The organism is Ensifer adhaerens, from assembly GCF_020035535.1.
GTDB lineage: Bacteria > Pseudomonadota > Alphaproteobacteria > Rhizobiales > Rhizobiaceae > Ensifer.
The window spans coordinates 1844281-1858408 of the sequence record NZ_CP083350.1 but is presented as its reverse complement, the minus strand read 5'-3'; the positions used below and the strand labels follow the sequence as shown (position 1 = coordinate 1858408).

10 protein-coding genes are annotated in these 14128 nt (G+C 62.6%); 3 read left to right on the top strand and 7 right to left on the bottom strand.

The genetic code is table 11. The features are described 5' to 3' along the window. Nucleotides 1-87 precede the first annotated feature (87 nt). Entirely contained in the window at nt 88-1830 is a 1743-nt protein-coding gene (locus tag LAC81_RS28765) for a hypothetical protein (RefSeq protein WP_223728087.1), read from the bottom strand. Between the two features lie 532 nt (nt 1831-2362). Between LAC81_RS28765 and LAC81_RS28760 the strand changes: the two genes are divergently transcribed. The 3 genes from LAC81_RS28760 (at nt 2363) to LAC81_RS28750 (ending at nt 7066) form a co-directional block, all read left to right on the top strand. After that, the gene (locus tag LAC81_RS28760; RefSeq protein WP_223728086.1) at nt 2363-2845 is read left to right on the top strand and encodes a hypothetical protein; all 483 of its coding nucleotides are present in this window, start codon (nt 2363-2365) and stop codon (nt 2843-2845) included. A 170-nt stretch (nt 2846-3015) separates the two neighbouring features. Further along, nucleotides 3016-3939 carry a DUF817 domain-containing protein gene (locus tag LAC81_RS28755; protein WP_223728085.1) on the top strand — a complete coding sequence of 308 codons (924 nt, stop codon included), beginning with the start codon at nt 3016-3018 and terminating at the stop codon, nt 3937-3939. A gap of 76 nt (nt 3940-4015) precedes the next feature. After that, nucleotides 4016-7066 (top strand): AsmA family protein, encoded by a 3051-nt coding sequence (locus LAC81_RS28750; protein WP_223728084.1) that lies wholly within the window; start codon nt 4016-4018, stop codon nt 7064-7066. A 59-nt stretch (nt 7067-7125) separates the two neighbouring features. On the opposite strand, the gene LAC81_RS28745 is transcribed toward LAC81_RS28750, so the two are convergent. From LAC81_RS28745 to LAC81_RS28720, 6 genes are all read right to left on the bottom strand, one after another. After that, nucleotides 7126-8010, bottom strand: coding sequence for a dihydrodipicolinate synthase family protein (locus LAC81_RS28745; RefSeq protein WP_223728083.1), 885 nt, complete (start codon nt 8008-8010; stop codon nt 7126-7128). A 27-nt stretch (nt 8011-8037) separates the two neighbouring features. Continuing rightward, nucleotides 8038-9657 (bottom strand): ABC transporter ATP-binding protein, encoded by a 1620-nt coding sequence (locus LAC81_RS28740; RefSeq protein ID WP_223728082.1) that lies wholly within the window; start codon nt 9655-9657, stop codon nt 8038-8040. After that, nucleotides 9650-10573 carry an ABC transporter permease gene (locus LAC81_RS28735; RefSeq protein WP_113539844.1) on the bottom strand — a complete coding sequence of 308 codons (924 nt, stop codon included), beginning with the start codon at nt 10571-10573 and terminating at the stop codon, nt 9650-9652. The genes LAC81_RS28740 and LAC81_RS28735 overlap by 8 nt, the downstream gene beginning before the upstream one ends. Nucleotides 10574-10583: 10 nt before the next feature. After that, entirely contained in the window at nt 10584-11498 is a 915-nt protein-coding gene (locus LAC81_RS28730; RefSeq protein ID WP_223730347.1) for an ABC transporter permease, read from the bottom strand. 87 nt (nt 11499-11585) lie between these two features. Further along, entirely contained in the window at nt 11586-13055 is a 1470-nt protein-coding gene (locus tag LAC81_RS28725) for an ABC transporter substrate-binding protein (protein WP_419195913.1), read from the bottom strand. A gap of 56 nt (nt 13056-13111) precedes the next feature. Then, complete coding sequence (locus tag LAC81_RS28720; protein WP_223728080.1) at nt 13112-13981, bottom strand: DMT family transporter; 870 nt, start codon at nt 13979-13981, stop codon at nt 13112-13114. Nucleotides 13982-14128: the final 147 nt, after the last annotated feature.

Here is a 14128-nt window from a genome sequence, read left to right as displayed (position 1 = left end):
ATCGGGTCATGATGGGCTGCGCGGGTACCCGCGCAGCCCTGTTCGAAGCCGATTGCGAACCGTAGAACCGGCCGCGGCACCTGACGATCAGGAGTTGTCGTCGTGACCAATTACGTCAGCATGGTAGTCGCCACCGACGACTGTCATGTCGATCGTGTTGCCTTGCAGGTTCGCGCCAAGCACAATCTGCTGGTTGAAGGCATTGGTGTCGATCGACGCATCTGCCGTCGCCTGGGAGATGCCTTCGACCACAGAGTCGCCGCCATTGTACGAGCCCCACATGCCGGCATTGCCGCCCGTGCCACCATCGCCGTTGGTCGCGAAGCCGCCGTTGCCGCCAGCACCACCGTCACCGCCCCAGGCGTCGCCACCATAGGCAGCACCACCGTCGCCGCCGCCGGCCCACGAACCCGTGAGAGCGAGGCCGCCAAAGCCATGACCACCGGTCGCTGCGCCACCGGTTCCGTCGCCGCCATAGCCGTCGCCGGTCGTTCCGCCGCTCGCGTCGGCAGCGCCGCCGTAACCGCCGTCACCACCGTAGCCGACGCCTGCGCCGTAGCCGCCGCCAGCCCCGAAGCCCGCGCCGAGCGCATTGCCGCCGGCACCGGCATCGCCTGAATCGCCGCCGTCCGCGCTGCCGGTCCGGCCGAGCGCAACACTGTTGCCATCGCCGCCAGCACCGCCGTCGCCGCCGTCGCCAGCAAAGTTCAGGATCGGCAGGATGAACCCACCAGCATCTCCGCCGTTACCAGCTGCACCGCCGTCACCACCGTCACCATCTCCGCTCTGGACGTTACCGGACTGACCGCCCGCGCCGCCTGAGCTGTCGCCACCGTCACCGCCGCCTGCTGCGCCGACCCCAAGGCCAACACCGAGGCCGAGGCCAACACCGAGACCAGCAGCACCGGCACCACCGGCACCACCAGCGGCGGCACCGCCATTTGCGTCACCGCTGGAGCCATCGGCGCCGACGCCAACGCTGGCTGCAATACCGCCAAGGCCATGCCCGCCGGTTGCGTCGCCGTCGTTGTCGGAATGACCGCCGTCACCCTTGCCGCCGGCAGCAAAGCCACCGATCGTGTGACCGCCATCGCCGCCGTCGCCACCATCGGCATAGGCCTTGCTTCCGCCTGCGCCACCGTCTGCGCCGGACTGGATGCCGTCGCCGGACTTGGCCGTGCCACCCCAGGCGCTGCCGTTCTGGTTCAGCGTACCGCTGTTGTGGATGTTTTCAGCCTTGTCGTCGTCCGACATGATGGCGTTCTGGCTGAAGACGTTGGCAACGTTGTTGTTGCCGTTGAGCGAGTCGTTCAAGATGTCCTTGAAGCTCGTGCTCGCCATGCCGTCGATCTTGGAATGGTCGATGTCGTTGAAGTCGTCGTCGGACGGCTTGTAGCCATCGAGGTCGAGATTGACCTTCACGTCGACGTTGGTCTTGCTGTCGACGTCGACATGGGTGTTCGACGTGTTTTCGTTGTGGTTGGCGTTCAGGTTGCCGTTGGCATTGAAGTTGCCGTTACCGTTAAGATTGGCATTGCCGTTGCCATTGGCGTTACCGTTGGCATTGCCATTACCGTTGCCGTTCAGGTTGCCGTTGCCGTTGCCGTTCAGGTTGCCATTGTAGGATTCGCTGTGCTGCGACTGATCCTGTCCTTGCCCCTGGCCCTGATCCTGGCCCTGACCTTGTCCCTGGCCTTGTCCCTGCCCCTGGAGCTGACCCTGGAGTTCAGCCTGGAGCTGGCCTTGTCCCTGCCCTTGTCCCTGGTCCTGGTCCTGGCTCTGGTCCTGGCTCGGGTCCCATGGGAACAGAATGTTCTTGTCCTTACTCATAACGATGACCTCAAGTTGAGGCCGCCATAGCCGAACCGCATTCTTCTCTTACGCGGATTTGGGCCATCGCGGGCTACGGTTGGATTTTGATGAAGTTTTGGATCCTCCGAGGCGCTCAAGCGCCTGTATGTCATAATGTGCAATCAACAAAATTTGAGCTGCTCTCCCTCCCACTTGGTCGAGAGGAGCTGGTCAGGTGCTGAAAAAGGGCATTGTCCCATTCGCTGCAGTACTAGCCCTCAATAGGCCTGAACACGTTCTGCTCGCCGGTTGCGGAAAGAAGTCTGTCGAAAACCGACCCGCATTGTAAGTTGTCAGTTCGGGCTAACCTTGGCGGGGTAGCCCGGGCTCGAAATGCGGTCCGCCCAAGGTATTATCTATTAGAATTTTCTTTTAAACGGCATCATTGCATGCATAATTTCCGGCACTGAATGCGTGCGCCGGATAGTCTTGTTGGAACAATTTACTGACAACGGGAATGCGCTATTCTGGAACGGAATGGTTCTTGGAAAGCAAGTTTTGGCAGGGGCCCATGGCAAGATTTCATGACATTCTTCTTCTGATCGGACAGCTCAACTACACCTGGACCAACACGGAAAGCCTGCTCATCTATCTGATCGCCGGTCTTGCGCGTGTGGACAAGGAAACCGCGATCATCATCTTCCTGACGCTGAACACGACACGGGCGCGGATCGAGCTCGTCGAGCGATTGGCCAAGACAAACAAGACGCCGCCGAACCAGCGGCAGGAAATCCTCGCGCTGACCCAGCAGCTCGGTCGGCAGGCGAAGCTTCGCAACAAGTACAGCCACTGTATCTATTCCTTCGACGAGAACGGCGACCAGGCAAGCACGCAGCTGATGGCGATCTTCGACAGCAAGGACACGATCAAGTACGGCAAGATCGAACAGATTAACGAAGCGGAAATCACTCGGATCAACGAAGTCATCGAGCAGCTACAGGAGGTCAACCGGGAAATCTGGTCGATCGTCGAGCGTTACTCCTTCCCACGCTGATGCGCGCCTAACCCGCGAGGGCTACTGAAAACCATCGGGTGGACCACGTCACGAAACGGCATGGCCGCAGATTTCGCCTAGCCGGCAGTTGTCGTCCATCCTTATTTCAACCGCATTGTCCCGGCATTCGCGTCGCCAGTGGTGAAGCGGAGGCTATACGCGTGGCTCTAATGTCGGACGATAGGCGTTTCACGAGCCGGGAAGCCCGTATCGAAGCTGCTGCACATCGCCTGCTCGACCGCCTTCCGGCGAGCGGCCTCCTCGGCGGCCTGACGGAATTCCTGGTGTTCGGCATCAAGCAGGCCTTCGCCTGCCTTTTCGGCGGCGCCATGCTTGCCCTCATTCTTGCCACGAAATTGTTCTGGCCGCAGGAGATCGGCTTCGCCCGCTATGATTTCCTTTTCCTCGCGGCGTTGGCCATCCAGATTTCCCTGATCGTTTTCAAGCTAGAGACCCTTGCGGAAGCCAAGGTCATCCTGATCTTCCACATCGTCGGCACGGTGATGGAGATCTTCAAGACGTCGGTCGGGTCATGGATCTACCCGGAGCCAAGCATCTTGCGCATCGGCGGCGTTCCCCTGTTCTCGGGTTTCATGTATGCCGCCGTCGGCTCCTATCTGGCGCGCGTGACCCGCATCCTCGACATGCGCTATACCGGCTATCCGCCGCTCTGGGCGACAGTGCTGCTCGCCTTGGCGATCTATGCCAATTTCTTTACGCACCATTTCATCATCGACCTGCGCTATGGTCTGTTCGCGATCACGGCGGCCCTTTTTCTGCGCACGACGGTGCACTACCGCGTCTTCCGGTTTCGCCATCGCATGCCGCTGCTTGTCGGGTTCCTGCTGGTCGCCCTGTTCATCTGGTTTGCCGAAAACATCGGCACTTGGTCGCGCGCCTGGATCTACCCCTCCCAGCACAATGGCTGGACCCTGGTTTCTCTCCAGAAGCTCGGCGCCTGGTACCTGCTGATGATCCTGTCCTTCGTGCTGGTCACGCTCGTCCATCGCCCAAAAACACAGGTGGCGACGATGGCAAGCGCGGCGACGCCGGACCTCACGGCGGATGCGAGGAGTGCCGCGGCTTCCGGTTGATTGCAGCGCAGGAGTTGCAAAACACGTCTGCGTGGAAAACGATACCGAATCAATCGCTTTCGCAACGGAGAGGCACATGCAGCGTTTCTTTCTCGGCCTGCTGGCGCTCGGGGTTCTCGCGGTCGTCTCTCTTATTGTCCTGCCGAGCTTCGTTTCCAGCGACTGGATGCGTGCCGAACTCAGCCGTCAGCTCTCGAGTGCAACGGGCAGTTCGATCGCGCTGAAAGGCCCCGTCCGGCTCTCCGTCATCCCGCATCTGGCTGTTGTGGCCGAGGACGTTTCGCTCGACGCCGAAAGCGATGGCGTGACCGCCGAGATCGGCGAAGTCGCAGGTTCGGTGACGCTGTCCTCGCTCTGGGCCGACCGTTTGCACATCAGGGAAGTCCGGCTCATCCGGCCGCTCGTGGTGATACGGCCGAAGTCGGAAACCGCATCGACGGCAGAAGCCGGCGGCAGCGCCGGTGACAATGGCGAGGCCAAGCCGAACGATCCGCTCGCAGCCCTTGTCGCCTTCCTCGAACGAAGCGCCATCGATACGATTTCGATCAGCGAGGGCACGCTGAGACAAGAGGATGCAGCCGGGGCGACCGAGGTCGTCAGCGATCTCGACCTTACGCTACAGGCCCCAGACATCGACGGAGAACTATCGCTGTCGGCCGGCGCCCGGCTCGACGACCGGCACTATAAAATCGCACTTTCCGTCACTCCGCTCCGCCCACTCCTCGAGCGTAAGCCGGCCGACCTCAGCCTCTCGGTGGAGACCGACCCGGCGCTTGCACCCGGCCTGACCCAGCTCAAGGCAAGCGGACAAGTGGCGCTCAACAGCAACGGCAGCTACCAGATCCGTGGTGGCAAACTGCATGTCGGGGACGAGGAGCTCAATCTCGATGCGCTGTTCATTCCCGGCGACCGCCCGCGGTTCATGGCCGACCTCAACGCCGATCGACTGAATTTCAGTGCCTTTGCCGGAACCAGCAGCTCGGGATCGTCGCAATCCAGCGCAGGGACGTCTCAAAAGCAGTCGACCTCGGCTGGCTTGCAGGCACTTACCGGATTCGATGCCGATGTCAGCGTCACCGTGGGTGCTCTTACCGTCAACGATATTTCCGCCTCCGATGTGACGCTGACGGCGGCCCTTAAGGATGGGCTGCTGACGACACGGCTTGAACATCTCGGCATCGACGCCGGCGGCATTTCGGCCGAGATCTCCGCCGACGTCCGCAAGAACGAGCCGACGTTCAAGGGCCGCGTGACGAGCAAAGGGCTCGACATCTCCAAGCTCGCGGGCCTTGCCGGCCTGTCGGTTCCACTGTCCGGCACGCTTGCGGTGGATAGCGGTTTTGCGTTCCGCGGCCTTGGCGGAGATGCGTTTAGAAAGTCCGCCAACCTGAGCGGCACCGCAAGCTTGCGCGATGCGATCTTCATGGTACCCGGCGTCAACGATCCGTCGATGAGCCAGGTGAAGATCAAGAAGCTGGCGGTCAAGATCGACGATCTTACCAAGCCCGTGCTCTTTTCCGGCAACTTGGTCTGGCGTGGGAAGGCGGTCGATGCCGACTTGCGGCTGCCGGTGCGCGACCTGCTCTCGGGCTCGGTTCCGGATGAACTGCCCTTGAAGCTCGATCTGCGCACGCCGGAAGCGACACTCTCGCTCGACGGCAAGGCGGCACTCGGCGGCAGCTATGCCGGAAAGGCGAACCTGGCGGTGGCGGATCTGCGCGCCCTTCTTGCCTGGGTGGGCCAGGGCGGCGGCGACAGCATCGAGCAATTCGCCTTCAAGGGCGAGGTCAATGCGGCCCCCACCGGCGTTTCGTTTCAAAAAGCCAGCCTTTCCGTCAATGGGGTCGAAGGGAGCGGCAACGGTTCCGTAGCACTCGGCACTCCGCTCAAGATTTCCGGCGCGCTTCATTTCGCCGAACTGGACCTGGCGCGACTTGCCGGCGCCCGCCCCGCCGCGCCGCAAGCAAAGGGCAAGGCAAGCAGCCCCGAACCCAAAGACGCGCCGCTGGACCTGTCGTCACTTCGCACGATCGATGCCTCCATCAAGGTCGATGCGGAAAGGCTCGGCTATGGACGCGTTTTTGCGGGACCGGTGGCTACGACCCTGGTGATCTCCGAGGGTGTGGCGAGCCTCGACCTTCCCGAAAGCCCGTTCTATGGCGGCCGGATGGCCGCAAGTCTGAAGGCGGACGGCACCGGAGAGCAAGCTTCGATCGCTCTCAAGGCCTCGATCGCCGGCGCCTCGGCCGCCCCGCTGTTGATCGACCTCGCGAACTTCAAGCATCTCGAAGGCGCACTCCAGGCCCAATTCGACATCGCGGGGGCTGGCGCAACGACCGGCGCGCTCAAGCGCGCGCTTCAGGGCTCGGCAAACGTCCGCTTCTCCGACGGGGCGATCCGCGGCATCGACGTCGCCGACGTCTACAACAACCTCGTCGGCCTCATGTCGTCCGGCTTCAAGCAGAACGAGAACAAGGCGACGGGCTTTACCGAACTCGGCGCATCCTTTGCCATCGAGAACGGCGTCGCGCGAACCGAAGATATCAAGCTCGTCGGTCCGCTGGTGCGCATGAGCGGCAGCGGTGAGGCAAACCTTCCGGACGACCAGCTGAACTTCCGCCTGGATCCGCGCGTCGTCGCATCGCTCGAGGGCCAGGGCGCCGACATCGCAACCGAAGGCATCGGCGTGCCCGTGATGATCGAGGGCTCCTTCGCCGCCCCCCGCATCTATCCCGATCTGTCAGGCCTGCTGAAGAACCCGGACGCTGCACTTTCGGCGCTGAAGAAGCTCGGTCTGCCCACGGGCAAGCTGAAGCTCGACGAGCTTCTCTCCGGCGGCGGGAAGGCCGGAACGATCCGCGACATCATTGGTGGCGCGATCGGCAAGCCGCAGAAAGAGGGCGGGGACCAACTCTCCATCGAAGAGATCATCGGCGGCAAGGCGGCAGAGGGCAGCGAAACGCCGCCCGCTCCGCCGGCTGAAGAGCAAGCCGTGACGCCCGAGGTGCCCGCCGAACAGCCGGCAGGGGAGGCCCAGCAGCCCGACCAGCAACCAGCCGCTGAAACGGAGCAGCCGCAGGAGGAAGGCGGTACCCTGGGAAAGCTGTTCAACCAGCTTCTGCAGTAGCCCTTATATAAAGAGTCTGCGATCGCCGATCCGGCGGCCCATGTGGCCGCCGAAAGGCGTCACCCCAGGAGCTCGTATTTGCGAAGGATCGCTGCGATCTGCGCGTCCTGCTCTGCGTTCGGAAGCAGGGCCGGCTGGCGGCTGGCGCCGACAGAGGCGTCCTGCAGAAACAGTGCGCGCTTGACCATGGCCGGAGCGAAGCCCAGGGCGTAGAGGTCGGTGCGGAAGGCGGCGAATATCGCCTGCTGCTTTTCGGATTCACCGATCTCGCCTGCATTGAAGGCGTTCAGGATGCCCGCAAGCACGTGCGGCATGGCGTTGCCGAGGCCCGAAATGCAGCCGGCCGCACCGTTTTGCAGCGCCCAGAGCACGAGGTGGTCAGGGCCGGAATAAACCTCGAAACCGTCGAATTCCTTGGCAACCTGCAGATAAGCCTCCAGCGTCTCCTTCGCGCCGCCTGAATCCTTGATGCCGGCAATGTTGCCGTGGCCGGCGAGCGTGCGCGCTGTTTCAGGCTCTATGTGGTTCTGCGTGCGGGCCGGAATGTCGTAGAGGTAGACCGGCGTCTTCACGGCGTCGGCCACGGTCGAGAAGTGGCGGACCAGGCCATCCTGCGTGCAGGCGATGAAGAACGGTGTGATGACGGCGATCCCGTCGACGCCGATCCGGTCGAATTCGCGGGCAAGCTTCACTGTCTCGAAGGTTGCCGGCATGCCGGCATTGACGATCACCTTGACACGGCCGCCGACCTCGTCGACGACTTCCTCGGTGAGGCGCACCTTCTCCTCAAACGTGAGCGCGGTGAAGTCACCGTTGGTTCCGGCACACATGATGTTATTGCCGGCCGCGACCTGGCGGCGAACCTGGGCGCGTGTCGCCTGGTAGTTGATGGTCTCGTCCTCGTTGAAACAGGTCACGAGGGCAACGAAGGCTTGCTTGGTCATGCGGGTATTCCTTTGAATGGGCGCGCCTCAGGACGCGCGCTGAAGACGGGCGGCGCGATGGGCGGCCTGGACGTCGGGATCGGGGTCGAGGCCGGCGGCGAGCAACGCACGCGTATAGTCTTGCTGCGGCGCGTCGAACACCTCGCGCACCGTGCCGAGCTCGACGATGTTGCCCTTCTGCATGACCATGACGTGGTCGGCGAAGTCGCGCACGACCGGCAGGTCATGGGCGATGAAGATGAAGGCGATGCCCATTTCCTTGCGCAGCCGGTCGAGCAGCGCGATCACCTGCGCCTGCACCGAAACGTCAAGCGCCGAGACAGCCTCGTCGCAAATGATGAGCTGCGGCTCGAGCGCAAGCGCGCGGGCGATGGCGATACGTTGGCGCTGGCCGCCGGAGAACTGATGCGGGTAGCGGCCCATGTGCTCCGGGCCGAGACCGACCTGCACCAGAAGTTCGGCCACGCGCTCGCGCCACTTCGCCTTGGGCAGGATATCCGGATGGATGACCCAGGCCTCGGAAATGAGCTGGTAGACGGTCATGCGCGGATTGAGCGACTGCGTCGGGTCCTGGAACACCATCTGCAGGTCGCGGCGCAGCTTGTAGAGCTCGGCTGGCGACATGGTGAAAAGATCACGGCCCTTCCACAATGCACTGCCGCTATCCGGCTCGTCGAGACGCAGCAGGATACGCGCCAGCGTCGACTTGCCCGAGCCGCTTTCACCGACGACGGCCATGGTCTCGCCGGGCATGAGATCGAAGGACAGGCCCTTCAGCGCCTCGAAGGAGCCATAACGCTTGCGCACGTCGCGGACCGAGAGAACGGGCTCGGCGCGGACAGCCGGCGCATGCATCTCGCCCTTGCCGGGGGCGGCGGCAATCAGCTTCTTCGTATAGGGATGCTGCGGGTTCTTGTAGACCTCGCGCACGGTGCCGGCCTCGACCAGAACGCCTTTTTCCATCACCACCACGCGATCGGCGATCTCGGCGACCACACCGAGGTCGTGGGTGATGATGAGGACCGCCATCCCGGTCTCCCGCTGCAACTCCTCGAGCAGGGCGAGCACCTCGGCCTGCACGGTGACGTCGAGCGCCGTCGTCGGCTCATCGGCGATCAGGAGGTCCGGGCGGAGCGCCAGCGCCATGGCGATCATGACGCGTTGGCGCTGGCCGCCGGAGAATTCGTGCGGGTACTTGTCCAGCGAGCGCTCGGGGTCGGGGATACCAACCCGGGTCAACAGCCGCAACGCCTCGGACGCGGCTTTCGTCGCATCCGTTCCGTGGGTGGTCAGCGCCTCGCGGATCTGCCAGCCCACGGTATAGACCGGGTTGAGATGGCTCAGCGGGTCCTGGAAGATCATCGCGATACGGCGTCCGTTGACCTTGCGCCTTTCCTGCGACGGCATCGTCAACAGGTCGACACCGTCCAGCAATATCTCGCCCGAACTGATACGCCCCGGCGGCATGTCGATCAGGTTCATGATCGCCGAGGAGGAAACCGACTTGCCGGAGCCGCTCTCGCCAAGGATTGCGAGCGTCTCGCCACGGTCGAGATGGTAGGAGATGTTGCGAACCGCTTTCACAACGCCGACTGCGGTGTGGAACTCGACCGACAGGTCGCGGACTTCGAGGAGATGGTCAGCCATTCTTGCGACCTTTCATTTCGAGACGCCAGCGCTGCACCGGATCGAGCGCGATGCGCAGCCAGTTCGACAAGAGGTTCAGCGACATGGTGGTAAGAATGATCGCAAGGCCCGGCCAGAACGAAAGCCACCATGCGTTGGTGAGGTACTGGCGCCCCTGTGAGATCATCAGGCCCCAGGTGATTTCCGGCGGCTGGATGCCAATACCGAGGAACGAGAGCGCGCTTTCGGCCAGCATCACATAGGCAAAGTCGAGCGTCGCAAGCGTCGTCAGCGTCGGCAGCACCACCGGCAGGATGTGGCGGAAAAGGATGCGCTTGTTCGATGCGCCCATCACGCGGGCCGCCTGCACGAACATGCGCTCGCGAATCTCCAGCACTTCGGCGCGTGTGGTTCGCAGGTAGACCGGGATGCGGGTGATCGCCAGCACCAGCATGAGGTTCAGGACCGACGAGCCCAGAATATAAAGTACGATGACGGCAATCAGCAGCGACGGGAAGGACATGATGACGTCCGCGAGCCGCATGATGATCTGATTGACGCGCGGCGAGGAGAAGCCGGCGACAAGACCGAGGAAGGTGCCGACGGTTGCCGAAAGCGCGACGGCACCGGCGGCCACCATCAGCGTGTTCTGGGTGGCGACGATGATGCGGGCAAGCAACGGCCGCCCGAGGGCATCGGCACCCATCCACCAGACCCAGCCCCGCTCCCAGTCGAAGGGTACGGCGTTGCGGCCTCGAAGGTTCTGCTTGGTCGCGAGATCGCCGAGCCAGGTCGGCCCGATGATTGCGAGGATGAGCACGAAAAGCAGGAAGATCGCAGCGCAAAGCGCGAACTTGTCGGCAAGCAGCATGCGGAACATGCGGGTCGCAAAGCCCGGTTCTTCGGCGATGACGGTATCGGCGGTCTGCAGGGTCATGGTCGCCTCCTCAGTGCCGGATGCGCGGATCGAGCAGCGCGTAGGCCAAATCGATCAGCAGGTTCATGAGGAAGATCGCCAGCGCCGTGACGAGGATGGCGGCGAGCACGACGTTGAAATCGCGCTGCAGAATGGAATCGATCATCAGCTTGCCGACGCCCGGAAACCCGAAGATGGTTTCGACGATCACCGCGCCGTTCAGAAGGCTCGCGGCCTGGTCGCCGATGACGGTGATGACTGGCAGCATGGCGTTACGCAACGCATGCACGAAGATGATCGGCCCGGATTTGACGCCCTTGGCGCGCGCCGTCTTCACATAGGCCGAAGAAAGCGCCCCGATCATCGAGCCGCGCACCACCTGTACGATGATGCCGAAAGGCCGGATGAACAGAACCGAGATCGGCAGGATCCAATGTAGCAACGACCCCGTGCCCGAAGTCGGCAGCCAGGCGAGGTTTACCGAAAAGACGACGATCGCGACGATGGCGATCCAGAAATCGGGAACGGAGGCGCCCACCAGCGAGATCAGCGAGGAGAGCCGGTCGAAGAAACCGCCGGCGCGGAAAGCGGCGAGCGAGCCGACGATAATTGCGGCACCGGCCACCAGCGTCATGGTGATGACGGCGAGCCAGAGCGTCCAGGTGAAGGCCTCGAGCACGACATCCAAGGCAGGGCGGGCCTTGCGCAGGGACTCGCCGAAATCGCCGGTGACGACGTCGCCGACATAGCGAGCGAACTGAACCAGCATGGGATCGTTCAAGCCATGCAGCTCGCGAAACTGCGCCTTCATCTCTGCGGAGGCCTCGACCGGCAGGAACAAGGCGGCCGGATCACCCGTCAACCGCGACAGGAAGAAGACCATGACGAGCAGCCCGACGAGCGAGATCAGACTGGCCACGGCGCGTTTTCGAACGAATTTCAGCATGGCGCCCTCGAAGAAATCCGGCGGCGGGATCATCCCACCGCCTTGATTGCTGTTGTGACTGGCGAACCGATCGTTCGCCAGGGCAGATTACTTGATCTTGATCTCCGAGAGCTGCAGCGTCCCGTTTGTCGCCATCGTCGGCTTGAAATCGAGCCGCTCGGAAACACGGGAGAAGCCTACCATGTGGAAGAGCAGGACGTCGGCAACGACGTCGTCGTGCAGATAGGCGATCAGCTCCGACCAGAGCTTGGCCCGCTCTTCGCCGACGGCAGCCGATGCACGCTTGATCAGGTCATCGACCTTCGGATCGGAGAAGCCGGACTGCGTGCCGTCGGTCGCGTATTTGAAGAACATCGAGAACGACGGATCGCCCTTGGAATTGTCGTGCATGGCAGCGACAATCTGCGGGCCGCGGCCTTCCTTGAAGGGCTTCGAATAGTACTGCTCGTGCTCAGCAACTTCGACGAACTTCAGGTCGACCTTGAGGCCGACTTCCTGAAGCTGCGCCTGAATGGCCTCCATGATCTCGGTCACGTTCGGGAAGTTGGCCGAACGGGCGATGATGGTGATCGGCGTATCGACCTTCACGCCATCGGCCTTGGCTTCCTCGATCAACTTCTTGGCGCCTTCCGGATCATAGGGGAAGACCTTGACGTCGGGGTTCCAGCCGAGCGTCGGCGGCGGCACGATTGCGGTGGCGAGCAGCGCGCTTTCGGGAACCAGCGTACCGAGGAAGGCCTGGCGGTCGATGGCGATGTTGAGCGCGCGGCGGACACGAACGTCGTTCAGCGGCTCGATGTTGTGATCGATGCGCAGGTAGACGGTTTCACTGTCGAGGTAGGAGAAGTCCGTTGCCGGGTTCGTGGCGTCGAGCTGCGAGATCGACGGCGAAAGGTCGGCTTCGCCGGTCTGCACCATAGCTGCGCGCACCGACGGATCGGCGCGGAACAGATAGGTGGCTTCCGTCACTTCCGGCTTTGCGCCCCAGTAGTCGTCACGGCTGGTGAGCACGATCTGCTGGCCCGGCGTCCAGTTGGTCAGCTTGTACGGACCGGTACCGACCGGCTCGCGTACGAATTCGAGCGGCGTTTCCTCCGGCACGATGGTGACGAGAGACATCAGCAGCGGCAGGATCGGCTGAACCGGATCGGCCTTGAAATCGATCGTATAGTCGTCGACGACGGTCGGCGTTACCGTGATGCCACCGAAGTAACGGCGCGATTCACAGGCGTTCTTGTCGCTCATGATGCGATCGAAGCTGTGCTTGACGTCCTTGGCATCGAAGGTCGTGCCGTCGGAGAACTTGACGCCCTGGCGCAGATGGAAGCGCCAGCTGCCATCGGCATTCTGCTCCCACTTTTCCGCCAGGCGCGGCATGACGCCCTTGTCGCCGCGGACGTCGAGCTCGGTCAGCGTTTCGCTGACGTTCTGCATGATGACGCGACCGATGTTCGAGCGCGTCGCCATGCAGGGCTCGAGCAGGTCCGCTTCCTCGGCCAGCACGATCTTGATCGGTCCGGATCCCGCCAAAGCGGGCGACAGGGCCGACCCAAGCATGAGTGCACTCAAGACCAATAGTTTCTTCACGGCATTTCCTCCCTAGTGAAATTCGTTCAGCCGGATGTTGCTTTTCCGGATCGCGCGGCGATCAGCGCCGCAAAACCGATGAGTCCGCCGCCACACAGCGTGGTGAGGGCGATGGTCTCGCCAAAGAGCGCAAAGCCGCCGAGCGCCACCAGTGGCAAGCGCAGGAAATCGACCGGCGCGACAATCGTTGCGGGGGCGAGCGAGAAGGCATGCGTCATCATGCCCATGCAGGCGGTTCCGACGACGCCCTGGAGCGCCAGCAGGGACAACTCCTTTGCCCCGGGCATGGCCCAGAACGGCAGAGCAAAGAGAAGCGCGATCGGCACGGTCAAAAGAAGGTTCCAGACGACAAGCGTAGAGGTCGGGTCGCCTCGGGACATCGACTTGAGGATCAGTTGAATGGCCGACTGCAGCACCGCGCCCGTCAGCGCGAGAAGGATCGCAAGACTGAAACCGGTTCCCGAGGGGCCGATGATCAGCATCGCGCCGCCAAAACCGAGCACCACCGCACCGATCATGGCCGGACCAGGCCTTTCGCCCAGCGCCAGTGCGGCACCGAGCAAAAGGAAGATCGGCGAGGTGAAGGCGATGGCGGTCACGTCGGCAAGTGGTCCCCAGCTGAAGGCAGCGAAAAAGGCGACCATGGCGAGCAGCTTGAAGCCGGCACGGACCGCATGCTGACGCAAGGGGTGGCTCGACCTCAAGACCGATGGGCGCAGGGCAATCCAGGGCAGAAGGATGACCGCACCGAAGAAGGCGCGGAAGAAGCCAATGACGAAGGGGTGCACGGCACCGTTCAGCGCCCGCACGATCACCGCGTCGGTGGCAGCAAGGATCGCTGCGCCGACCGCGAACATGACCGCCATCTTAGCCCCCTGCGGGCTGGCTTCCGGCATAAGACCTCCTCCCGGCATCCTCTTGCCGGCTTGCCCAGACCATCCACCTTTCACCAAAGTTTGTCAAATTAATTCGTGATGTAAATTTTATTATGAAGCCGTCACGAAAAATAAAAACATAAAATCAGTATGTTAATAAAGACGAAA

Excerpts from the sequence above, each read along its gene's own strand:
- LAC81_RS28765 (WP_223728087.1), bottom strand. The coding sequence starts at position 1,830 with ATGAGTAAGGACAAGAACATTCTGTTCCCATGGGACCCGAGCCAGGAC.
- LAC81_RS28760 (WP_223728086.1), top strand. The coding sequence starts at position 2,363 with ATGGCAAGATTTCATGACATTCTTCTTCTGATCGGACAGCTCAACTAC.
- LAC81_RS28755 (WP_223728085.1), top strand. The coding sequence starts at position 3,016 with ATGTCGGACGATAGGCGTTTCACGAGCCGGGAAGCCCGTATCGAAGCT.
- LAC81_RS28750 (WP_223728084.1), top strand. The coding sequence starts at position 4,016 with ATGCAGCGTTTCTTTCTCGGCCTGCTGGCGCTCGGGGTTCTCGCGGTC.
- LAC81_RS28745 (WP_223728083.1), bottom strand. The coding sequence starts at position 8,010 with ATGACCAAGCAAGCCTTCGTTGCCCTCGTGACCTGTTTCAACGAGGAC.
- LAC81_RS28740 (WP_223728082.1), bottom strand. The coding sequence starts at position 9,657 with ATGGCTGACCATCTCCTCGAAGTCCGCGACCTGTCGGTCGAGTTCCAC.
- LAC81_RS28735 (WP_113539844.1), bottom strand. The coding sequence starts at position 10,573 with ATGACCCTGCAGACCGCCGATACCGTCATCGCCGAAGAACCGGGCTTT.
- LAC81_RS28730 (WP_223730347.1), bottom strand. The coding sequence starts at position 11,498 with ATGCTGAAATTCGTTCGAAAACGCGCCGTGGCCAGTCTGATCTCGCTC.
- LAC81_RS28725 (WP_419195913.1), bottom strand. The coding sequence starts at position 13,055 with ATGCTTGGGTCGGCCCTGTCGCCCGCTTTGGCGGGATCCGGACCGATC.
- LAC81_RS28720 (WP_223728080.1), bottom strand. The coding sequence starts at position 13,981 with ATGCCGGAAGCCAGCCCGCAGGGGGCTAAGATGGCGGTCATGTTCGCG.